General features: G+C 34.7%; 23 protein-coding genes. 15 read left to right on the top strand and 8 right to left on the bottom strand.

Annotated elements, in window-relative coordinates; translation table 11 throughout:
• Nucleotide 1: 1 nt before the first annotated feature.
• Nucleotides 2-712, top strand: a complete 711-nt coding sequence (locus WHC90_RS05590; protein WP_188597500.1) for a hypothetical protein — start codon at nt 2-4, stop codon at nt 710-712.
• On the opposite strand, the gene WHC90_RS05585 is transcribed toward WHC90_RS05590, so the two are convergent.
• Nucleotides 709-1980, bottom strand: coding sequence for a replication-associated recombination protein A (locus WHC90_RS05585; RefSeq protein ID WP_188597499.1), 1272 nt, complete (start codon nt 1978-1980; stop codon nt 709-711). The two genes, WHC90_RS05590 and WHC90_RS05585, sit on opposite strands and share 4 nt — an antisense overlap.
• A 22-nt stretch (nt 1981-2002) precedes the next feature.
• On the opposite strand from WHC90_RS05585, the gene WHC90_RS05580 reads away from it, so the two are divergent.
• Nucleotides 2003-2728 (top strand): rhomboid family intramembrane serine protease, encoded by a 726-nt coding sequence (locus tag WHC90_RS05580; RefSeq protein ID WP_229664870.1) that lies wholly within the window; start codon nt 2003-2005, stop codon nt 2726-2728.
• On the opposite strand, the gene rlmB is transcribed toward WHC90_RS05580, so the two are convergent.
• The 7 genes from rlmB to WHC90_RS05545 form a co-directional block, all read right to left on the bottom strand.
• Complete coding sequence (gene rlmB / locus WHC90_RS05575; RefSeq protein ID WP_188597498.1) at nt 2725-3468, bottom strand: 23S rRNA (guanosine(2251)-2'-O)-methyltransferase RlmB; 744 nt, start codon at nt 3466-3468, stop codon at nt 2725-2727. The two genes, WHC90_RS05580 and rlmB, sit on opposite strands and share 4 nt — an antisense overlap.
• A 75-nt stretch (nt 3469-3543) precedes the next feature.
• Nucleotides 3544-4914, bottom strand: coding sequence for a RagB/SusD family nutrient uptake outer membrane protein (locus WHC90_RS05570; RefSeq protein WP_188597497.1), 1371 nt, complete (start codon nt 4912-4914; stop codon nt 3544-3546).
• 5 nt (nt 4915-4919) lie between these two features.
• Complete coding sequence (locus tag WHC90_RS05565) at nt 4920-7967, bottom strand: SusC/RagA family TonB-linked outer membrane protein (protein ID WP_229664869.1); 3048 nt, start codon at nt 7965-7967, stop codon at nt 4920-4922.
• Nucleotides 7968-8180: 213 nt separating this feature from the next.
• Nucleotides 8181-8882, bottom strand: coding sequence for a hypothetical protein (locus WHC90_RS05560; protein ID WP_188597496.1), 702 nt, complete (start codon nt 8880-8882; stop codon nt 8181-8183).
• A gap of 113 nt (nt 8883-8995) precedes the next feature.
• The gene (locus WHC90_RS05555) at nt 8996-10429 is read right to left on the bottom strand and encodes a SusD/RagB family nutrient-binding outer membrane lipoprotein (protein ID WP_188597495.1); all 1434 of its coding nucleotides are present in this window, start codon (nt 10427-10429) and stop codon (nt 8996-8998) included.
• Nucleotides 10430-10447: 18 nt separating this feature from the next.
• Nucleotides 10448-13573: a SusC/RagA family TonB-linked outer membrane protein gene (locus WHC90_RS05550; protein WP_188597494.1), complete on the bottom strand. Its 3126-nt coding sequence runs from the start codon at nt 13571-13573 to the stop codon at nt 10448-10450.
• A 107-nt stretch (nt 13574-13680) separates the two neighbouring features.
• Entirely contained in the window at nt 13681-15333 is a 1653-nt protein-coding gene (locus WHC90_RS05545; protein ID WP_229664868.1) for a hypothetical protein, read from the bottom strand.
• Nucleotides 15334-15503: 170 nt separating this feature from the next.
• On the opposite strand from WHC90_RS05545, the gene rpsL reads away from it, so the two are divergent.
• The 13 genes from rpsL to rpmC all read left to right on the top strand — a co-directional run bounded on the left by rpsL (nt 15504) and on the right by rpmC (nt 23577).
• On the top strand, nt 15504-15878 hold the full coding sequence (gene rpsL / locus WHC90_RS05540; RefSeq protein ID WP_188597492.1) for a 30S ribosomal protein S12: 375 nt from the start codon (nt 15504-15506) through the stop codon (nt 15876-15878).
• A gap of 26 nt (nt 15879-15904) precedes the next feature.
• A complete protein-coding gene (rpsG, locus tag WHC90_RS05535; RefSeq protein ID WP_188597491.1) occupies nt 15905-16384 on the top strand; it encodes a 30S ribosomal protein S7 in 480 nt (159 codons plus the stop codon).
• A gap of 3 nt (nt 16385-16387) precedes the next feature.
• Nucleotides 16388-18505, top strand: coding sequence for an elongation factor G (gene fusA, locus WHC90_RS05530; RefSeq protein ID WP_188597490.1), 2118 nt, complete (start codon nt 16388-16390; stop codon nt 18503-18505).
• A 12-nt stretch (nt 18506-18517) separates the two neighbouring features.
• Complete coding sequence (gene rpsJ / locus WHC90_RS05525; protein ID WP_024740605.1) at nt 18518-18823, top strand: 30S ribosomal protein S10; 306 nt, start codon at nt 18518-18520, stop codon at nt 18821-18823.
• Between the two features lie 292 nt (nt 18824-19115).
• On the top strand, nt 19116-19733 hold the full coding sequence (gene rplC, locus WHC90_RS05520) for a 50S ribosomal protein L3 (protein WP_188597489.1): 618 nt from the start codon (nt 19116-19118) through the stop codon (nt 19731-19733).
• Nucleotides 19733-20362 (top strand): 50S ribosomal protein L4, encoded by a 630-nt coding sequence (gene rplD / locus WHC90_RS05515; RefSeq protein WP_188597488.1) that lies wholly within the window; start codon nt 19733-19735, stop codon nt 20360-20362. Before rplC ends, rplD begins: the two co-directional genes overlap by 1 nt.
• 5 nt (nt 20363-20367) lie before the next feature.
• Complete coding sequence (rplW, locus tag WHC90_RS05510; RefSeq protein WP_188597487.1) at nt 20368-20658, top strand: 50S ribosomal protein L23; 291 nt, start codon at nt 20368-20370, stop codon at nt 20656-20658.
• Between the two features lie 13 nt (nt 20659-20671).
• On the top strand, nt 20672-21496 hold the full coding sequence (gene rplB, locus WHC90_RS05505) for a 50S ribosomal protein L2 (RefSeq protein ID WP_188597486.1): 825 nt from the start codon (nt 20672-20674) through the stop codon (nt 21494-21496).
• A gap of 6 nt (nt 21497-21502) precedes the next feature.
• A complete protein-coding gene (gene rpsS / locus WHC90_RS05500) occupies nt 21503-21781 on the top strand; it encodes a 30S ribosomal protein S19 (RefSeq protein ID WP_188597485.1) in 279 nt (92 codons plus the stop codon).
• 6 nt (nt 21782-21787) lie between these two features.
• Nucleotides 21788-22195 (top strand): 50S ribosomal protein L22, encoded by a 408-nt coding sequence (gene rplV, locus WHC90_RS05495; RefSeq protein ID WP_188597484.1) that lies wholly within the window; start codon nt 21788-21790, stop codon nt 22193-22195.
• An 11-nt stretch (nt 22196-22206) separates the two neighbouring features.
• Nucleotides 22207-22923, top strand: a complete 717-nt coding sequence (gene rpsC / locus WHC90_RS05490; protein WP_188597483.1) for a 30S ribosomal protein S3 — start codon at nt 22207-22209, stop codon at nt 22921-22923.
• 22 nt (nt 22924-22945) lie between these two features.
• Nucleotides 22946-23374: a 50S ribosomal protein L16 gene (gene rplP / locus WHC90_RS05485; protein WP_188597482.1), complete on the top strand. Its 429-nt coding sequence runs from the start codon at nt 22946-22948 to the stop codon at nt 23372-23374.
• Between the two features lie 11 nt (nt 23375-23385).
• Complete coding sequence (gene rpmC, locus WHC90_RS05480; RefSeq protein WP_188597481.1) at nt 23386-23577, top strand: 50S ribosomal protein L29; 192 nt, start codon at nt 23386-23388, stop codon at nt 23575-23577.
• Nucleotides 23578-23594: the final 17 nt, after the last annotated feature.

Raw genomic sequence — 23594 nt, 5'->3', positions numbered from 1 at the left:
AATGAAAAAATATATTACTTTGGTGCTGGTGTTGTTTACTGCACATGTTTTTGCGCAAAGTACCGTCAATAATTATAAGTATGTAGTGGTTTCTGATAAGTTTGATTTTTTAAAAGGAACAGATAAGTATCAAACCAGTTCATTAACCAAGTTTCTTTTTAATAAGTACGGTTTTACTGCTTTTTTAAGTTCTGATGTGTTGCCAGATGATTTAAATATGAATCGCTGTAATGCTTTGTATGCAGAGCTAACGGAGAGTTCTGGTTTTCTTAGAATTCGAGTAAATGTTGTTTTAAAAGATTGTAATAATAAGGTTGTATATACTAGTGAGCTTGGGTCTAGTAAGGAGAAAGAGTTTAAAAAAGCCTACCATGAAGCCATTAGAGAAGCGTTTCTGTCTATAGAAAAATTAAAGTATCAATATGTACCAAAACCAGTGGCTAAAGATGCTGTAATTGCTAAGGTTATAACAAAAAATCTAGCTGTAAAAAAGGTTGATGTTGTTTTAGCTGCAAAGGCAATTGTAAATGGGTATCAATTGTTAGATGAGGCTTCTAATAGTGTGTTTACTGTCTTAAAAACCAATCAGCCTACTGTTTTTATACTCAAAGGAAAGAATGGTTTATTATATAAAGGCAATGATCAATTGTGGATAGCTGAGTATTATGAAAATGACCAGCTTCTTGTTAAGAAATATCAAATTAAATTTTAATAATCATACTTGTTTTTCCATCGAGCTTTCAAAAGTTCCTTAAAAGCATTTTCTCGTTGATTGTTTCCTGGTTCGTACAATTTAGTATTGGAAATTTCATCTGGTAAAAACTCTTGTTCTACAAAGTTTTGCTCATAGTTATGGGCGTATTGATAGTTTTTCCCGTAATCTAAGTCTTTCATTAATTTTGTTGGAGCATTTCTCAAATGCAAAGGAATTGATAAATCGCCTGTTTTTTTTACGAGTTCCTGAGCTTTGTTTATCGCCATATAAGAAGCGTTGCTTTTAGCAGAGTTTGCTAAGTAGATAGCACATTGACTCAAGATGATTCGAGACTCTGGATAGCCGATTGCGGTCACCGATTGAAAGGTGTTATTAGCCAGTATAAGTGCGGTAGGATTAGCGTTTCCGATATCTTCAGAAGCTAAAATTAGGAGCCTTCTAGCGATAAATTTCACATCTTCTCCACCTTCAATCATTCTTGCGAGCCAATACACAGCAGCATTGGGATCACTACCTCTAATTGATTTGATAAAGGCAGATACAATATCATAATGCTGTTCACCAGTTTTGTCATACCGAACTGTATTTTTTTGAATCTTCTCAAGTACCAGCTTATTGGTGATCTCAATTTGGTCTTCTGACGCAACTAACAGTTCAAAAATATTTAAGAGTTTTCTGGCATCACCACCTGAAACTTGTAGCAGGGCATCAGTCTCTTTAAGTGTTATTTTTTTCTTAGCGATAAAAGGATCTTTTTCTATTGCTCGATAGAGGAGAGAAACCAAATCATCTTTGTCAAAAGAATTTAAAATATAGACTTGACATCTTGATAGGAGGGCAGGAATGACCTCAAAACTCGGGTTTTCTGTTGTTGCTCCTATGAGTGTAATCCAGCCTTTTTCTACTGCTCCCAACAAAGAATCTTGTTGAGATTTGCTAAATCGATGAATCTCATCAATAAAAAGAATTGGATTTTTTTGAGTAAACAAACCTCCACTTTGCTTGGCTTTTTCAATAACTTCACGTACATCCTTTACTCCAGAGCTAATAGCGCTCAATGTGTAAAATGGACGGTTTGATTCTTTGGCGATAATGTTGGCCAAGGTTGTTTTTCCAATTCCAGGAGGCCCCCATAAAATTAAAGAAGGAATGATACCCTGCTTAATATGTTGGGTTAATATTCCTTTATCACCAACCAGATGTTGTTGGCTTATGTAATCTTCAAGAGTTTTTGGTCTGATTCTTTCAGCTAAAGGTTCATTCATAGAGTAAAAATAGGAAAGTTTTATGACAGATTTTCAGCAATTAACACTTTGGTTGAATTTTTGTTTCTTTAAGGGTATGAAAGAGCCTAGTAAATTCTCATTTTTTAAGCCCCATATTCTAATTCCTTTTCTTGCGATCGTGAGTATTTGGCTCATTTATGCTTTTGAAATTTACTTTGATACCAGTTTTAATCACTTTGGTATTTATCCGAGAAAATTTATTGGTCTCAGAGGGCTTCTAACAGCTCCTTTTATTCATGGAGACGCTATGCATGTATTTAATAATGCAGTTCCGTTATTCGTGCTCTTAAGCTGTTTAGTCTATTTCTATAAAGATGTTTATAAGTCTGTGCTTGTTTATGGTGGTCTCCTTAGTGGATTTTTAACATGGTTGTTTGCAAGAGAAGCCTATCATATTGGTGCCAGCGGAATTGTTTACCTGCTCTTTAGTTTTGTTTTTTTTAGTGGCTTAATTAAAAAGCAATATCAATTGGTGGCTGTTTCTTTGGTTGTGATTTTTTTATACGGAAGTATGGTCTGGTATGTATTACCAATAGAAGATGGAATCTCATGGGAAGGTCACCTCTCTGGGTTTCTTTCAGGTTTGCTGTTTGCCTTTTATTTTAGAGAAAAAGGAATTATACAGAAAAGGGTAGAGTTTCAAGAAACAGAATTTGATTTGCTCTTTGATGAGGACGGCAATTTTAATCCACCTAATAATTCTAACGATGAATTAGAAACTGATTAAAGCATTCGCTGTCTAACAGTTTCGTATAAGAATGCTCCACAAGCAACAGATACATTTAAAGAATCTATTTCTCCTAACAAAGGTAATTTTGCTTTGTAATCAACCATCTTTAAAATAGAAGGATTTACACCTCTGTGTTCAGATCCCATAATTATTGCAATGGGTTGATTAAAGTTAACATCAAAGATAGAGTCTTCGGTTTTTTCTGTGGCAGCAACTGTTTTAATCTCTGAGGCCTGTAAAACAAATAGGGCGTCTTTTAGGTGATCTACTTTACAAATAGGTACTTTAAAGGCTGCACCAGCTGAGGTTTTTATGGTTTCTGCATTTACAGGAGCGCTTCCACTTTTTTGGATAACAATACCATTAACTCCGGTACACTCTGCGGTTCTAATTATGGCACCAAAGTTTCGAACATCTGACAATTGGTCTAATAATAAAAACAGGGGTGTTTTACCTTCGGCTACTGTTTTTTCTATCAATGTTTCCAAATCAAAAAAAGCAATAGGAGAAATTTGAGCCACTGCACCTTGGTGGTTGTTGTGTTTAGAAAGTCTGTCTAATTTTTCTACAGGAACCATGCTAGTAGCTATTCCGTTGCTTTTAACCAAACTGTGTAGTTCTGAAAACAATGGACCTTTTAGCTCTTTTTGCAGATAAATTTTACTAATCGTAGATCCACTATTAATTGCTTCTATGATTGCGCGAATTCCAAAAATGTTCTCTGTTTGATGTTCCATGCTGCAAAGGTACTTTTTTATATAAAAAAACCACCTCAAAAGAGGTGGTTTTTAATATTCAAAATATTCAAATAATTAATAACCTTTATTTTGAACTACATTAGAGTTTACATCCGCTTCTGCGTTTGGAATTGGATATGCATATCTAAAATCTCCGTAAGTAGCTCCACCGTGAGTTTGGTTAAATGGATCTACTAAAGGAATATCTTTTCCTGTTCTTGCCAAATCGTGAAAACGCATTCCTTCAAAAGCAAATTCTTTTCTTCTTTCTAATAAAATATTGTCAAGACTCGAAACTAAATATGTTGTTGCATTTCGTTTTGCAGGAATCATATTAAGATAGGTTAAAGAACCTACAGGATCTGTTGCTAAAATAGCTTCTGCATATATTAATACCATTTCTTCGTATCTGAGAACAGAAATGTTATCGTCAAAAGTTCCCATAGTTGGGTACTTTCCTACATTTTTAATACCTAGAGCATCTGAGCCAATAAAAGCTGCTGAACCTCTAACATCATTAGCGTCATAAATATCTTTTAAATTTTGTAAGATAGAAATATCGCCATAGGTAGATCCTCTATAGATATTTGCCAAACCATTAATTCCACTATTGTCTGTTGGGCTTGCTGCAATTTCAAAAATTGAATTGGCAGCAGAATCAGTAGACCAAGTAGCTGCAAAATCGGCAGCATCTGGAATGGTAAACGCTTGAGAATTGATCACAGCCCATGCTGCATCTTTAGCAGTAGTCATATCACCAAAATACAATGCGATTTTTGCTTTAATAGCGTTCGCTGCATGTGTGGTGATTGTCTGTTTAGTAGCATCATTCAATGCTGGAGACATTAATGTTAATGCCTGGTCTAAATCTGCAATTGCTAAAGTTTTAACTTCTGTAGCTGTTTTTCTAGTTGGAAAATAGTTATCAGGATCTCTAAACGTGGTTACGTAAGGAACACCTAAATCTGATCCACCGGTAACGTGTTGTTGTCCATATAATTTTACCAAATCAAAATGAGCTAAGGCTCTAATCGCTAAAGCTTGACCTTTGTAATGATTGATTTCGGCTGCATCTCCTGTAATATCTGCTGCATTAATAATAATATTAGCAGAACCAATCACTGAATACAGTTGACTCCAAACACCATTTGACTGTGTTGGTAAAATATCCATTCTAGCCTCGTTGATAAAACGGTTAGAATTTCCATTTGAATAAGCATTGTCTGATCGAACTTCATTAATGATGATGTAGTCTCTACCATAGTAGGTGCTCGATGAGATTCTGTTTAAAGCGCCATATAAGATCCCCTTTAGGTCTTCTGCAGACTTTACATTTGATTCTAAATCTTTTGATTGAGCCAATGTAGGATCTAAATCTGAATCTGAACATGAAGCGGCTGTAAATAGTAGTACAGCGGCAAATGTTGTATATATAAGTTTTTTCATTTTAATTAAAAGTTTATGTTAATACCAAAAACAACAGATTTTACTGGAGGAGTTGTTAAAGTTGTATACCCAGTAGCTTGTACTTCAGGATCTAACTTTAAACCACTATCCTTAACCCATGTAAATAAGTTTGTACCTTTTACTGTAAAAGTAGCAGAGTCAACACCTATTTTACTCAATAAGCTATTAGGTAATTTGTACCCAAAAGTTACATCTCTTAAACGCATGTAATCACCATCATATAAATGTCTTGAACTTGTTGCGTGAAAGTTATCTGATCCATTGTATACCAATTTTGGTACATTGGTTACATCACCTGGATTTTGCCATCTGTCTAACAATTCGTTAACACCATTGTATGAACCAAGCGTAAAACTATTTGTTCTGAAATAATGTTGTGCGTATTGCTCGTAAACTTTATGACCTCCTGTAAAGTATACAGTTGCGTCAAAAAAGAAGTCAAATACTTCTACGTGAGTAGAAAGACCACCGTTATAGGTTGGTAATGCACTAGCTCCTTGATATACAACAGCTGCAGAGTTATAGTTAGAAGTTACTGCACCGCTAATACCATCTACATACCAGTTTGGCTCTCCAGTTGCTGGATCTACACCTGCCCAAGTTCTCATAGTCCATCCAGAAATTGGTTGCCCAACAACAGATGATTTGTATACACTTCCTGCTAATGGATCTATATCATCACCAATTGAATTCTTAGCCAATTTGGTAATTTCGTTATTTACAGTACCCATATTCGCAGAGATAGACCAGTTAAAGTCTTTAGTTCTAATAATGTCATAGTTTAACTCAACTTCAACCCCTGTGTTTTTAACCTCACCAATATTGGTTGTTTGACCTCCAAAACCAGTAGTAGGAGATAAGGGTACACTTTGCAATAGATCAAATGTAGTTCTGTTAAAATAAGAAAAGTTACCAGACAATTTGTTATCCCAAAGTCCAAAATCAACTCCTAAATCAAAAGTATTTCCCTTTTCCCAAGATAATAATGGGTTCCCTAATTGACTAGGGTAGATAGCTCCTTGTCCAGCATAATCAGCATTGTATGCCAATAAAGCTTGGTATGAGTTGATCCCTATTCCAGAGTTACCTGTGATACCCCAAGATGCTCTAGCACGAAGTGTGTTAAAAGCTGAATCTTCGATAAATGATTCTTGGTGTACGTTCCATGCAACACCTACAGAACCAAAGTCTCCAAAACGTTGACCGGCACCAAAACGAGAAGATCCTTCACGTCTGTACGTGATGTCAGCAACATATTTACTGTCATAGTTGTAGTTTACCATTCCTAAATAAGAAACGTTGATCCAATCTGAATAACTAGAAGAAGCGTCAAAGTTAGCACCTGCACTTGCGATGTTAGTTAAACCATCTGTAGAAAAGTTTTCACCATATCCAGATAAGAAATTTTGATGGTTTTTTTGATACTCAAAAAGAGCCGTTACATCAAAATTGTGCTTCTCTACACTAAATTTATAGTTTAAAGAGTTTTGACTCACCCAGTTAAAGTTTTTGTTGTCAGACATACTTACACGTCCATTTACAGAAACACCATCACCATTGTAACGGTTGTCAAATGATTTGTATTCTGCCAATACAAAATCTAGACCCATTCTAGAAGTGAATGTTAAATTTTCTAGTAAAGAAAAATCTAATTTTGTATTACTTGACATACGCGTTAGCTTATTGTACTTCACGTCGTTTTCATTTCTGTATAGTGTATTGTGTAATGATCCAATACCAGTAATATTGTAAGTCCCATCTGCATTATATGGATTGAAAAATGGATTCATATAATATCTTGTTAAGAATGGGTTTCCAAAAAAGGTACCCAACTCTAATACTGGATTCTGCTTAGAGTTTGAAACATTTATAGATTGAGATAATTTAATACTTTCTCTCAATTCTGTATTCATACTAAAAGATCCAGAGATTCTTTTAAAAGGCTCTCCGATAACTAGCATTTCTGTTTCATTATATCCTAATGAAGCATAGTATGATGTTTTTTCTGATCCTCCAGATACTGAGATATTGTAATCTTTAATAGTAGCGTCTTTATTACCTACTAGATCACCCCAGTTGTACTCTGAAGTTTCATCCCAGCTATTAATCCCTCCTAAGTTGTATTGCTTTACAAAGGCTCTAGCATTGTCTTTTGTAAAGTTAAAAGAAGACCCGTAGGCGTTAAATGCAGCTTCATCAAGCAAAGTAGCTCTTTCATGTGCAGTTAATGAACTTCTTTCGTTTCTCGCTTCGTTTTGAAATCCAAAAGTACTAGAGAATGAAAATCTTGCTTTTCCTTGCTTTCCTCTCTTTGTTGTAATTACAATTACCCCATTAGATCCTCTAGCACCATAAGCTGCTGTTGCAGACGCGTCTTTTAAAACAGTCATGCTTTCAACATCTTTAGAGTTGATAGAAACTAATGCACTTAATGAACTACTTGATCCACTACCAGAAAAGTCACCAGAAACTACTGGTACACCATCGATAACATATAGTGGTGAGTTACTTGCACTTAATGATCCTGCACCACGAATACGGATGTCCTGAATTGCTCCAGGCGTACCAGAAGTACTCGATATTTGCAATCCGGCAACTCTACCTTGTAATGCTTGATCAACAGAAAGTACTGGTACATCTCTAATTTGATCTGCTTTTACGGTAACAACGCTACCTGTAAGCTCATTTTTTGTTTTCGTTCCGTATCCTAGAATTACTACTTCGTCTAAGATATTGCTATCCTCTACTAGTTTTACATCTATGACATTAGAACTACCAACAGTTCTTTCTACTGATTTCATACCTACAAAACTAAATACAAGCACATCGCCTGTCTTTGTTTTAACAGTGTATTTTCCATCAAAATCGGTTTCTGTTCCATTAGTAGTGCCTTTAATCAAAATACTAACATTTGGCAGTACTCCAGAATCATCAGAAACTGTACCCGTTACAGTTCTTTGTTGAGCAAATGCGATTTGCACAACCAACGCTAATAATAGCGTCAACATTCCATTTAACCTTGTTTTCATCATTTAATTATTTGAATTGATTAAATCAAATATCTTAAATTTATGTTAAACTACCAAATCTTTTTAACATAAAGTTTAACATTTGTTTAAGGTAATTTAACATATGTTTTATGTATAACAATATTTGTTTCTCTTGTTTAATTCTTATTCCTTTTAAGTACTAAACAAAAAAAAGCACCCTATAGAGGGTGCTTTTTAAGAGAGTATTTTTTATGTTTATTTTATGCTGTAGTAATAATCTACAATAGGAATAAGATCTGCAGCGTCATCAATCTTAATGTTTTGTTTTTTGATAAAAGCTTTTATTTCTTTCTTTTTGTCAGAAAAAGCTTTGGCGATAGAAGAAGTAGAGTATTTTACTTTTACATACTTATTATCTTTATTTAAAACATAGGCTGTAGTTGAACTCTTGTATTCTCCTCTCTTGGTTGTGTTTGTTGAAGATGACCATCCACTTGCATTAGGGTCCTTATATGTTTTAGTAGACTCTATTACTATGGTGCTTTTAGGTGGGTTAGACATTAAGTAAAACTTGTCTTCTTTCTTTTTGCTATCAAAAAGATTACCTTCTATCTTTTTGTAGATAAATACTTTATTATCCTTGTCTTTAATTACAAAACCTTTATAATCATCATTGTTAATTTTTAAAAAGATTTTCTCTCCACCTTCCATTTTCATGACTGTAAGGAAATTATCTACAATCTGATAATTTATGAGCATTTTATCAGAGGTGGTTCCATCATTTTTAACAAAATTCCCTTCGTACCAATCACTTTTTAAAAAAGGATGGCCTTTTTGATCATCAATTGCAAATCTAAATCCACTATTAATGTTTCCTGAGTTGTCTGACCCTTGGGCGATTGAATTTGCTGATAATGTAATTAAAAACATTATGAGCACTTTTTGAATTAGTTTCATCTTAGTTTGTTTTAAGTGTAAATATATAATTATTATCTAGCAATAACTATACCAACATAAAAAAACCTACTCAAAAAGAGTAGGTTTTAGTTTTTTAATATAAGGTGTTAAGCTTATTTAAACATCTCTAAAACAGTGTTTAAATCATCTGCACCTTGAACTGCTATTGCAGCATCATAATTGTCTTTATTCAAGTTTGCTGTGTTTGTAGCATATGCATGTCTGTTAGGTACACCTGTTGCACCACCTAAAATAACTGCTGGTGGAGTTAAAGGTTTCTCATATCCATGTGCTTTCATTCTTCTCCAGTCTGTCCAAGAATCATATCCTTGTAAGAACATAGAAACCCACTTTTCGTAAGCTATAGAACTTGAATTAACATATGGCTTAGCAGCAACATACGTAGCGATGTCAGCAGCAGCTACACCCCATTGCTCCATAGAAGCTTGGATTCCTTGTGTATACAAAGTAGCAGCAGTTTCTGTAGTCCAACCTAAAGCAGCAGCTTCAGCTCTAGAAAATAAAACTTGAGCATATGTAAAAATTGGCATGTCTCTAGAACCGTCATAAATAATATCACTTGTAATAAATGAATAACTATTTAATGCAGTGTTTTGTGCTCCGTAAGGCGCTCCAACATATTCTGTAGGAGTATCCTTAGCAGTTGCAGCCATTTTTGGTAAACGTGGATCTTGAGGAGCTGTAGAAGTTCCTGCTCCGATCAATGCATTAGCAAAAGTATCACTAATTAAGTAATCAACTCTTGTTTGGAAACGATCTTGCCATGCATTATCGTTTGCATCATCAGATAAGAAAGGGTATACTAAATTTTCAGCATTTGAAGAAATTGTATTTCCTAAAGCTTCATTAAATTTAGCAGCACCTGTAGCAGCATCAGCTCTTGATAAATTCAACGCCATGATCATTTTCATAGTGTTACCAAATTTAGCCCAAGTAGCCATTTTACCATCAAAAAGGTAATCTCCACTAATGTCTCCAGCAGTAATTAAAGCTAAAGCAGCATCGATTTCTCCAATTAAGGCTTTGTAGATATCTACTTGACCATCAAATTTTGGATATGGATTTGCTAATCCTTCTAATGCTTCAGTATAAGGCATCATACCCCAACGTTCAACAGAATACTTTAAGTAATATACTCTTAATAAAGATGCAGCTGCAATTTGATTTGCATTTGGCCCATTAGCCGCAGCATCAGTTTTAGTTTCGTCGTTGGTGTTTAACTCAACGATTCGTTTAATTTCTGTTAAAATACCATACACTCCACTATATGAAAAGTTTTGATCTTGGTACTGTGATGATTCAGGGTATTGCCCTTCAGAAATATATTGTGCGTATAAATTTGGAAGAGTCTGGGTAGTGTAACCCGCAACAGATCTTTCAACATTTGTTAGCAACAATGCTGTTGATGCCTTAGTTGGCGCGTTTGGACTGATATTAGTATCGCCAAAATCAACAGTATCACATGCTGTAAACGTAGCGAATACAGTAAATAATACTAGTGCTTTTATTTTTGTTATATTTTTCATTTTTAATAAATTTTTTAATTAAAATGTTAATTTGACATTTAGACCAAAAGTTCTAACATTCGGGTTTTGACCTGACTCAGCATATCCGCTTGAGATCTCAGAAACATCTGTATTAGGTACTGATGTATAAATCATCCATACATTGTTACCATATACTCCGATATTAACATCCTTAAAAGGAGTCTTTTTCAAAATACTCTTAGGTAGGTTATAGTCTACACGTAAAGTTCTTAATTTTACATAACTATTGTCAAAAAGCCAAGCTTCAGTTAAAGCATATAAACTTTTGTAGTAACGGTAAGGGTTTACATAGTAAGCGATAGGTAGACCTGTTGTAGAGCTAACTCCTTCTACGAAAACACCTCCTGAATCAGCACCAGCATCATCAGCATTTACACGATAGTTACTTACTGCAGCTCCATCAGCTCTTGTAAGAACATTTCTTTGTGGGTTACCTAGTTTGTTATCAGTAGTAGTAATGTCTAACACACCAGAGTATGCTCCAAACATTCTAGATACTGAATAGATTTTTCCTCCTGATTGGAAATCGATATCAAATCCTACATTGAAATTTCCAATTCTAACATTGTTAGACATACCCCCTGTGAAATCAGGTAAGAAGTTACCTAAATATTGGTTGGTATCATACAATGGTGCACCAAGAGAGTTTAATAAGATGTTATTATCTGCATCTCTACGGTATTTTCTACCATAAATTGCTCCATATTCTTGACCAGTTTCAGCCAATACTGTCATACCCCAAGTTCCACCAATAGTGTTTCTTGTAATACCATCTGCAATCTTATCAGTCCAACGGTTTAATGTTGCAAAGTTAACGTTAAAGCTCCAGTCAATTAATTCTGTTTTGATTGGATTAGCAAATAAAGTATATTCTAAACCTTTATAAGAGTCTTGACCGTCATTACTAACAGTGCTAGTATATCCAGTTGAACCATCTAAAGTAACACTACTAGGTAATTCTTTGTTAGTTTTTTCAAAATAAGTTATGTCTAATCCAACTCTACTTCCGAAAAACTTCATTTCAGTTCCAATTTCCCATTCAGATTTTTTACCTCCAATTAATAATGGGTTTGGATATGTGCCGCTAATTGTTTGTGCTCCATAAGATCCATAAGCAGTTCCATTACCATAAGTAATGTTGTTAGCATACGTACCAGGGAAAGAAGGTGCTTCAGCAAAACTTGCTCTTAACTTACCAAAAGATAAGATGTTGTTTTGTGGTAATAATTTACTGAAAATGAAACTAGTAGAAGCTCCATAAGTATCTACTCTGTTGTCTGCTGGATTAGCAGTTGATTGCCAGTCATATCTAGCAGTACCGTCAACAAATAAGATGTTTTTGTATCCGAAAGATGCTCTTGCAAATACAGAGTTTCTTTTGCTTCTTGATCTAGAGCTAGAAACATTTGGTCTATCTTTAGAAGTAGCTAAGCTGTAAAAATCTAAAGTAGTTAAACCACCTACAGAACTACCATTAAGGCTTTTGTAGTTGTAATCGTTAGTTTCAAAACCAACAGATGCATTTACATCGATATCTTCAGTGATGTCTTTGTCATAGTTAATTACCCCAAAGATTTCATCAGTTGAGCTGATGTTTTCACTTTCAGAATATCCTTCTTGATTTAATCCTCCAAATGCAGTTCTGTTGTTGTACTCATATGAGTTCATTGTCTTACGAACTTCAATAGATGCATTTAAGTCATCATTAACAGTAAAAGTTAAACCAACTTTTCCATAAAGGGCATTTTTTGTTTGAAAGTTTACGTTTTCATAAACTTCAAAAAATGGAGAGTCCCAGTATAATGGACTTGGATCAGTAGGCCCTTTCATGTTCCAAGAAACGATTTTTCCATCTCTTCTATATCTTCTTAAACGGTCCATGTCTAATTGACGTTGCCACCATTGGTTAAAGTTAGAGATGTTAGTGTTATATCCATTATCAGGAGAGTTTCTTGTTCTTCTGTCTTGGAAGTTAGCAAAAGCATATGCTTTTAAATTTTTGTTAATGTCATAAGAAGCATTAATAGATGCATTTACTTGCTTTCTTTGTGCATTTGTGTAAATTAAGTCTCTATCAATGTTTGTAATGTTAGATCTTACACTGTAGTCTTCTCCACCTTTAGAAAAAGTTAAAGAAACGTTGTTAGTGATTCCAGTTTGGAAAAATTCTCTAACGTTATCTGGTTGAGGGCTCCAAGCTCTCAATTTTCCGTATTCTGGATCTCCTTGAATCCAAGAATCCCAATGTCTTACCAATCTTCCATCTAATTTTGGTCCCCAAGACTCATCAGCATAATAATCAGGAATTGGCTCACCATTGTAAGTGTTAAAAGTATCAGGATTGTTACTTGCTTGGTTGTAACCACCACCATATTCATTTTGGTAAGTAGGTAACAAATATATTTGATCAAAAGAAGTACTGTAGTTAACAGCTACTGAACTTTGACCAGATTTAGCAGATTTAGTAGTAATAACTACCACACCGTTTCCAGCAGTCGGCCCGTATAAAGCAGTTGCAGCAGCACCTTTAAGGATTGAGATATTCTCAATGTCTTCTGTACTTACATCAACAGATGCTCCAACACGGATTCCATCAACAACAAATGATACTCCAGTATTACCTCTCACACGAATGGTTGAGTTTCCAAAACCAGAAGAAGGTGATCCTTGAAATTGTACACCAGCTACTTTTCCTGCTAATGCAGTACTAATGTCCGGCTCACGAGATCTCACTAAGTCTTTGGTGTCAACAGATTGTTGAGCAAAACCTAAACTTTGTTTTTCTCTTTTAATACCTAATGCAGTCACTACAACCTCATCAAGTACATTGTCATCCTCTACCATTGTTACATTAATAGTGTTAGACGCTCCAACTTTTCTTTCGACAGTTTTTAAACCAATAAAACTAAAAACTAAGATATCTCCTGTTTTAGCTTTAATTGAGTACTTACCATCAAAGTCTGTTTCTGTACCTGTAGTGGTTCCTTTAATAAGGATACCTACAGTAGGTAATGCTCCTGATTTATCAGATACAGTCCCTGAAACAGTTTTTTCTTGTGCAAACGATATTTGCACGACCAACGCTAGTAGTAGCGTTAAAATTCCATTAAACTTTGTTTTCATTGTGTAATTATTTGAATTAATTATGCCCAAAAATCATAAATAAAAGTTAATTACACAACTAATTTGCCAAAAAATGTTAACTAATCTTAATAATAATGTTAACGAATCTAGAATTTCGTTAAAAATTTCACATTTATAAGGCTTGTGTTTGTCGGGTTACCGCTTATTCCGTAAGTGTAGTTAAGATCAATAGAATTGTCTTTCATATAGTAGGCGTACCCAATTCCTAAAGCATACAAAAAACTGCTTTTTTCTTCTTGGTTAAACACTCCAAAATCTAGTAAAGTGTACATATATGATTTTTCTTGAGTTCTGTATCTTATTTCTGTGTTAACAAATGAATATTTTGTCGCAAAGATTGATTCTTCTCGAAACCCCCTAAAATTATTTATTCCACCAAGGCGATAGTTTTCATTGTGAAGTATGTTGTTTGATACTAATAAACCAGAGCTGTTGTTTATATAAAGTTCAAATCTTTTTGCTAAGTCCAATAAGAGATTGCTGCTAATGTTAATTTTGTATTGGCTTGTTTGTTGGTTGAGTTCATTTTTTGATCCAACTAATAGTTGTAGTGAGCTCTTCCAGTTGTTTTGTTTTCCAGAGATAAAATCAATACGGGGTCCTATAAAATATTTTTGATAGGCTCTAATTGAATCTGGGGCATTGTTTAACAGGTCTTTTGAACTTTCGTATTGGAATTGTAGTCCAAGTTGTGTGTTGTTTGCAATTGGCGATGTCAATGCAACTGTAATGTTGTTGTTTAGGAATGTTGAATCACTCTTGTATAGATTAAATCCGATATGACTTGTAATCGATGTGTTAAAGAGATAGGGAAGTGTGGCTTCTAGTTTTAGCGTCTGTTTTTCGTTTCCATTGTTTTTCCAATTGATTCTGAGTTCTTCTCCAAAATTAAAAGCATTGACTAGATTTAAATCTACATAACCGCTAAGTTCAATTCCACCACCTTGTTCTTTTGAGTTAAAATTAAGCATACCATCAAAACTGTTGTTCAGCTTTTTTTGCAAATACACATATATAAATGTAGAATCTTTGCTAAACAAAATTTCAGGGGGCTTTAATTCAGAAACAAACGATAGTTGGTTTGTTTTGCTAGAGATACTTTCTAATAGTTTTTTGTTGAGTAAGTTTTTTTTACCTGACTTAAAAAAGTGTTTTGTGTAATTTTTTGGAAAATCCTGAAAACCTTTAATAATAATTTTGTCTGCATTCCTTTGGATTGCTTCTTCTAAATTTAGAGTTGCGATTAAGCTGCTGTTTTGGATGTTGATTTTTGATAGGGTAAATTTAGAGAAGCCCTTTCCTTGTTTTTCTAAATTAGAATTTAGTTTCTCTAAAAAAATAGGGAGCTCATTTGCAGTGAGTTCTATTTTGTTTTTTTTGATGGGGTAGCCAATGATGTTTTTTTTAACATTCTGAGGAATGTGTATTGTAGCCGTCAGGATTTTTTGACCCAGATTTAAATAGGCAGTACTATTTTTATTTTCGTTATTTATTCTCTCTATAAATAAGGTGTAATATCCTTCCTTTTTTAGGTAATTAAGTGCGCGCTGGATTTCGAATGTTAGCGCATCTTTGTTTTTGAAATTCTTTTGGTAGTTTAATTTTTTTAGTTCAATATTCTCTATGCTGTCTTTGCTTAGAAGATGCAATTGATATAGCGCTTTATTTTGCCCTATGACACTCGTTAAATTGTAAAAAAAAAGGAGTATATATATATATGGTGTAAATTTTCTATTCAAAATTGTTTTTTAAAATTCAAAAATAAGACGAAAATTCAACTCTTTAGTAAAAAACTCATATTCAAAAAAATAACTGCCTGATATTTGAATAATTAGAAAATAGTTGTACATTTGCAAACTCTTAAAAAGAGACAAATTAGAAATACAAACGTAATTATTAACAATTTAGTATGCCAACGATACAACAATTAGTACGTAAAGGAAGAACCAAAATAACTAAGAAGAGTAAATCGGCTGCTTTAAAATCATGTCCTCAAAGAAGAGGGGTATGTACACGTGTTTATACTACTACACCAAAAAAACCAAACTCTGCGATGCGTAAAGTAGCGAGAGTTCGTTTAACAAATGGTAATGAGATAAATGCTTACATCCCTGGAGAAGGACATAATTTACAAGAGCACTCGATAGTATTAGTTAGAGGAGGAAGGGTAAAAGATTTGCCAGGAGTAAAGTATCACGTAGTACGTGGAGCTTTAGATACAGCGGGAGTTGAGGGAAGAACTCAACGTAGATCAAAGTATGGTGCAAAACGCCCAAAGAAGTAATTTATTAACTTTTTTAATGTAAAGACATGAGAAAAAGAAGAGCGAAAAAAAGGATTCTTTTACCAGATCCAAAATTTAATGACCAGTTGGTTACACGTTTTGTGAACAACTTAATGTGGGATGGTAAGAAATCTGTAGCTTTCAAAGTGTTTTATGATGCTTTAGAGATCGTAGAACAGAAAAAAGGAGAAGAAGAAGAAAAATCAGCATTAGAAATTTGGAAAGAAGCATTGTCAAATGTTATGCCACACGTTGAGGTTAGATCAAAGCGTGTTGGAGGAGCAACCTTCCAAATTCCAATGCAAATTAGACCAGATAGAAAAGTTTCTTTAGCTATCAAATGGTTAATCTTACACACACGTAAGAGAAACGAAAAAACAATGGCACAACGTTTAGCTGCAGAAGTATTAGCTGCTGCTAAAGAAGAAGGAGCTGCTGTTAAGAAAAGAGTTGATGTTCATAAGATGGCAGAAGCTAATAAAGCATTCTCACACTTTAGATTCTAAGAAATGGCTAGAGATTTAAGATACACAAGAAATATAGGAATTGCAGCACATATTGATGCTGGAAAGACAACGACTACAGAGCGTGTTTTGTATTATACAGGAGTTTCACATAAAATTGGTGAGGTTCATGATGGTGCAGCAACAATGGACTGGATGGAGCAAGAGCAGGAAAGAGGTATTACAATTACTTCTGCTGCTACAACTTGTACATGGCAATTTCCTTTGGAGAATGCTCAACCAACTCCAGAAACTAAAGGATATCACTTTAATATTATTGATACTCCGGGTCACGTTGATTTTACAGTAGAGGTAAATCGTTCATTAAGAGTACTTGATGGATTGGTTTTCTTGTTTAGTGCTGTTGATGGTGTTGAGCCACAATCAGAAACAAACTGGAGACTTGCTGATAACTATAAAGTGCCTCGTATTGGATTTGTTAATAAAATGGATCGTCAAGGTTCTGACTTTTTAGCAGTTTGCCAACAGGTAAAAGACATGTTAAAGTCTAATGCAGTGCCAATCGTATTAAACATTGGTGATGAAGATGACTTTAGAGGTGTTGTTGATTTAGTGAAAAACCGTGCTATTATTTGGCATGATGAAACTCAAGGAGCAACTTTCGACGTTGTAGAAATTCCTGAGGATATGAAAGAAGAAGCTCGTAAGTATCGTGCACTTTTAATTGAGGAAGTAGCAAGTTATGACGAAGAGCTTTTAGAAAAATTTATGGAAGATGAAGATTCTATTACAGAAGAAGAAGTGCATGCTGCACTTAGAGCTGCTGTAATGGATATGGCTATCATTCCTATGATCTGTGGATCAGCATTTAAAAATAAAGGTGTTCAGTTCTTATTAGATGCTGTTTGTCGTTATTTACCTTCTCCAATGGATAAAGAAGGAATTGTTGGTATTAACCCAGATACAGATAAAGAAGAATTGCGTAAGCCAGATGTAAAGGAGCCTTTTGCTGCTTTAGCATTTAAGATTGCAACGGATCCTTTTGTAGGTCGTTTGGCATTCTTTAGAGCGTATTCTGGTCGTTTAGATGCAGGTTCTTACGTGTTAAATAACCGTTCAGGTAAAAAAGAACGTATTTCTCGTATTTATCAAATGCACGCGAACAAGCAAAACGCTATTGATTATATTGAGGCTGGAGATATTGGAGCTGCTGTTGGATTTAAATCTATCAAAACAGGAGATACACTTTCTGATGAAAAGCACCCTATCGTTTTAGAGTCTATGGATTTTCCAGATCCAGTAATCGGTATTGCTGTTGAGCCAAAAACCAAAGCGGATGTTGATAAATTAGGAATAGGTTTAGGAAAGTTAGCTGAAGAAGATCCAACATTTACTGTTAGAACTGATGAAGCTTCTGGACAAACTATTATTTCTGGAATGGGTGAGCTTCACTTAGATGTAATTGTTGATCGTTTAAAACGTGAATTCAAGGTAGAGGTTAACCAAGGACAACCACAAGTAGAATACAAAGAAGCATTGACTGCATCAGCAGATCACAGAGAAGTTTATAAAAAACAATCTGGGGGTCGTGGTAAGTTTGCCGATATCGTATTTACTATGGAGCCAGCAGATGAAGGCGTACAAGGATTGGTATTTGAATCAATTATCAAAGGTGGAAACGTTCCTAAAGAATTTGTTCCTTCTATTGAAAAAGGATTTAAAGAAGCTATGAAGAACGGTCCTTTAGCAGGTTACGAAATGGATTCTATGAAAGTTACTTTAAAAGATGGATCTTTCCACGCGGTGGATTCTGATCAATTATCTTTTGAGTTGGCTGCAAAATTAGGATTTAAGGCTGCTGCAAAACAAGCAAGAGCTGTAATCATGGAGCCATTGATGAAATTAGAAGTTCTTACTCCTGAAGAAAACATGGGAGATATTGTAGGAGACTTAAACAGAAGAAGAGGTCAAGTAAATGACATGAGTGATCGTGCAGGTGCTAAAGTAATTAAAGCTATTGTTCCATTATCTGAAATGTTTGGATATGTAACTGCTTTGAGAACTATGTCTTCTGGTAGAGCAACTTCTACTATGGAATTTTCTCACTATGCAGAAACACCTTCTAACGTATCAGAAGAAGTAATCGCAAAAGCTAAAGGTTAATACACTATTAAGATGAGTCAAAAAATTAGAATAAAATTAAAATCTTACGATTACAATTTGGTGGATAAATCTGCTGAAAAAATCGTAAAGACTGTAAAGTCAACTGGAGCTGTAGTAAACGGTCCAATTCCTTTACCAACAAATAAAAAGATTTTTACTGTATTGCGTTCACCACACGTAAACAAAAAATCTAGAGAGCAATTTCAATTGTCTGCTTACAAGCGTTTGTTAGACATCTATAGTTCTTCTTCAAAAACTATTGATGCTTTAATGAAGTTAGAGTTGCCAAGCGGTGTTGAAGTTGAAATCAAAGTATAAGTAAATTTAACTAGCCTTTCAACTTAGCAATAAGTTGAAAGGATTTAGTTGTATTTATCCTAAACTTGTTTTAGGGTCTCTAACAAAAAAAACACTCTGATAATTTCAGGGTAAAAATGTCCGGAGGGTTTCGCGAAGGAAAAACGGTAAAAACATATTCAGAGTTGAACGTGTTTAACTCTGTTTTTTTTTAACGAATTTCTAAAAGGACTACAGAAACGGAAGTTTCAAATAATTAATTATTAATATAGACGCGATGGATAATATATCTAACGTCTAAAATCTAAACAAAATGTCTGGATTAATAGGAAGAAAGATTGGGATGACCAGCTTATTCGACGAAAACGGGAAGAACATTCCTTGTACAGTAATCGAAGCAGGTCCTTGCGTAGTTACCCAAGTCAGAACCGAAGAGGTTGACGGCTACAATGCGCTGCAACTTGGTTTCGATGACAAAAAAGCAAAAAGTTCTAACAAAGCGTTAGACGGTCACTTCAAAAAAGCTGGGACCACTGCTAAAAGAAAAGTCATGGAATTCCAAGATTTTACAAAAGATTTTAATTTAGGAGATACTGTTACAGTGGACCTCTTTGAAGAAGGAGAGTTTGTTGATGTATCTGGTACTTCTAAAGGTAAAGGTTTTCAAGGAGTAGTAAAACGTCATGGTTTTGCCGGAGTTGGACAAGCAACACACGGACAACACAATCGTTTAAGAGCGCCAGGATCTATTGGTGCGGCTTCTTATCCTGCAAGAGTATTCAAAGGAATGCGTATGGCAGGTAGAATGGGAACCGACACAGTAACAGTTCAAAACTTGAAAGTGTTAAAGGTGGTTTTAGATAAAAACCTAATCGTTGTTAAAGGAGCAGTTCCTGGACACAAGAACGCTTACGTAACTATTCAGAAATAATGAAGGTAGCAGTTTTAGATATCACAGGAAAAGATACTGGTAGAAAAGTTGAACTTTCTAGCGAAGTATTCGAAATAGAGCCAAACAATCACGCTATTTACTTAGATGTAAAGCAGCATTTGGCTAACAAAAGACAAGGAACTCACAAATCGAAAGAGAGAGCTGAGATTTCTGGAAGTACAAGAAAAATCAAAAAACAAAAAGGAACAGGTACTGCTCGTGCGGGAAGTATCAAGTCTGGTGTTTTTAGAGGTGGAGGACGTATGTTCGGACCAAGACCTAAAGATTATTCTTTTAAATTAAATAAAAACTTAAAGCGTTTAGCACGTAAATCTGCCTTAAGTGTTCAAGCAAAAGACAATAATTTAGTAGTTGTAGAGAACTTTGATTTCGATACAGTAAAAACTAAAAACTTTGTCAATGTATTGAAAGCTTTAGGGTTAGAAAACAAAAAATCTTTGTTTGTGTTGGCTGAGTCGAATAATAATGTATATTTGTCATCACGAAATTTAAAAAGCTCTAAGGTTTTAAATAGCTCACAATTAAGTACTTACGGTATTTTGAATGCAAATAAAATCGTATTCACTGAAGGTTCTTTAGAAGGAGTTGAGTCAAACTTTAACAAATAATAGCTATGAATATTTTAATAAAACCTATTATTACAGAAAAAGCAACAACAGATAGCGAGTTGAATAACCGTTATACTTTTGTTGTAGATAAAAGAGCTAACAAATTAGAGATCAAAGGAGCTGTAGAAGCAACTTATGGTGTCGCAATTACCTCTGTAAGAACTATGAATTATCCAGTTCAACGCAATACCAAATTCACTAAGAAAGGTATGGTTACTGGAATGAAAGGTGCTTACAAAAAGGCGATTATTCAGTTAGCAGAAGGAGAAACGATTGATTTTTATAACAATCTTTAAGTAAAAAAGACAGATGTCAGTTAGAAAATTAAAACCAGTAACACCAGGTCAGCGTTTTAGAGTAGTAAACGGGTTCGACACCATTACTACTGACAAGCCGGAGAAAAGTTTATTAGCTCCGAAAAAAAGATCTGGAGGTCGAAACAATCAGGGTAGAATGACAACTCGTAATATTGGAGGTGGTCATAAACAAAAATACCGTATTATCGATTTCAAAAGAGATAAAACAGGTATCCCTGCAACAGTTAAAACTATAGAGTATGATCCAAATCGTACTGCATTTATTGCCTTGCTTAGTTATACTGATGGAGAAAAGCGTTATGTGATAGCACAAAACGGTTTACAAGTAGGTCAAACAATTATATCAGGAGAAAACGTTGCCCCAGAGATTGGAAACGCAATGTTGTTAAGTGAGATTCCATTAGGAACCACTATTTCTTGTATTGAGTTAAGACCAGGACAAGGAGCTGTAATGGTGCGTTCTGCAGGTTCTTTTGCACAGTTAATGGCAAGAGACGGAAAGTACGCAACCGTTAAATTACCTTCTGGAGAAACAAGATTAATCTTGTTAACTTGTATGGCAACCATAGGAGTTGTATCAAATTCAGATCACCAATTGCTAGTATCTGGTAAAGCAGGTAGAAGCAGATGGTTAGGAAGAAGACCAAGAACTAGACCAGTAGTGATGAACCCTGTCGATCACCCAATGGGTGGTGGTGAAGGAAAATCATCAGGAGGACACCCTAGATCAAGAAATGGAATACCTGCTAAAGGATTCAAGACAAGATCTAAGACTAAGGCTAGTAATAAGTATATTTTAGAACGTAGAAAAAAATAATAAGATATGGCACGTTCATTAAAGAAAGGACCTTACGTATTTCACAAGTTAGAGAAAAAAGTGTTAGCTAACGTAGCGACAGATAGTAAATCTGTCATCAAAACTTGGTCAAGAGCAACTATGATTACTCCTGATTTCGTTGGACAAACAATTGCTGTTCATAACGGACGCCAATTTGTACCTGTATACGTAACAGAAAACATGGTAGGTCATAAATTAGGCGAATTTTCACCAACACGTTCATTTAGAGGACACGGTGGGACAAAAAATAAAGGAAAAAAATAGTAGGAAATGGGAGTTCGTAAACAAAACATGGCAAAACAGTTAAAAGAGGCTAGAAAGCAAGTTGCTTTCGCAAAGCTTACTAACTGTCCTACATCACCAAGAAAAATGCGCTTAGTTGCGGATTTAGTAAGAGGTGTTGAAGTAGAAAAAGCACTACAAATTTTAAAGTTCAGCTCAAAAGAAGCTTCTATCAATTTAGAGAAATTGTTATTGTCTGCAATTGCAAACTGGCAAGCTAAAAATGAAGATGCAAGTATTGAAGAGGCTGGCTTATTTGTTAAAACTATATGTGTTGATAGCGCAGGTATGTTAAAAAGATTAAGACCAGCTCCACAAGGGCGTGCTCATAGAATTCGCAAGCGTTCTAATCACGTTACTTTAGAGTTAGGGAGTAAAAATATTGAAAGCAAATAATCGAAGTAGAAATGGGACAAAAAACAAATCCAATAGGAAATCGTTTAGGAATTATCAGAGGATGGGAATCTAACTGGTATGGTGGAAATGACTACGGAGATAAAATTGCTGAAGATGATAAAATAAGAAAGTATGTAAATGCTAGATTATTTAAAGCAAGTGTATCGAGAGTAATTATTGAGAGAACTTTAAAACTTGTAACCGTTACTATCACTACTGCTAGACCTGGTATTATTATCGGAAAAGGTGGACAAGAGGTAGACAAGTTAAAAGAAGAACTTAAGAAAATCACCGGTAAAGAAGTACAAATTAATATTTTCGAAATCAAACGTCCAGAATTAGATGCAAAATTAGTTGCTTCTAGTATTGCTCGTCAAGTAGAAAATAGAATTTCGTACAAGCGTGCTGTCAAGATGGCTATTGCTGCAACTATGAGAATGAATGCTGAAGGTATCAAGGTACAAGTTTCAGGTCGTTTAAATGGAGCAGAAATGGCGCGTTCTGAACACTATAAAGAAGGTAGAATTCCTCTTTCTACTTTTAGAGCAGATATTGATTATGCACTTGTAGAATCACATACAACTTATGGAAGAATAGGTGTTAAAGTATGGATTATGAAAGGTGAGGTATACGGAAAGCGTGAATTATCTCCATTAGTAGGTTTGTCTAAGAAACAATCTTCTGGTAATGGACCAGGCGCTAAGAAACAACCTCGTAGAAGAAAATAATTTTTAAAAGTAGAAATTAAAAATGTTACAGCCTAAAAGAGTAAAATACCGTAAGGTACAGAAAGCGAAGGGGAACATGAAGGGGATCTCTGGTAGAGGGAATCAACTTTCAAACGGAATGTTTGGAATTAAATCTCTAGATCAAGATTTACTTACGTCTCGCCAAATAGAAGCAGCTCGTATCGCGGCAACTCGTTATATGAAAAGAGAAGGTCAGTTATGGATTAAAATCTTTCCAGACAAGCCTATTACCAAAAAACCATTAGAAGTACGTATGGGTAAAGGTAAAGGAGCTCCAGAATATTTCGTTGCTGTTATTAAACCAGGAAGAGTGTTGTTTGAAGTTGGTGGAGTACCAATGCACGTAGCTAAAGAAGCTTTGCGTTTAGCAGCACAGAAATTACCGGTTAAAACAAAGTTTATTGTTGCACGAGATTTTGATAACGCTTAATTGATAATAATATGAAACAGTCAGAAATTAAAGAATTATCAACAGCGGATTTACAGGAAAATCTTGATACGTTGAAAAAAAACTATACTGATTTGAAAATGGCTCACGCGATTTCTCCTTTGGAAAATCCAATACAATTAAGAGCCTTAAGAAAATCTGTTGCAAGAATTGCTACAGAGTTAACAAAAAGAGATTTACAATAATTGTAGTCAGTTTTAAA

The sequence above is a fragment of the Polaribacter pacificus genome (assembly GCF_038024035.1).
GTDB lineage: Bacteria > Bacteroidota > Bacteroidia > Flavobacteriales > Flavobacteriaceae > Polaribacter > Polaribacter pacificus.
The sequence above is the reverse complement of the archived record's forward strand: the minus strand, read 5'-3'. Positions and strand labels throughout refer to the sequence as shown.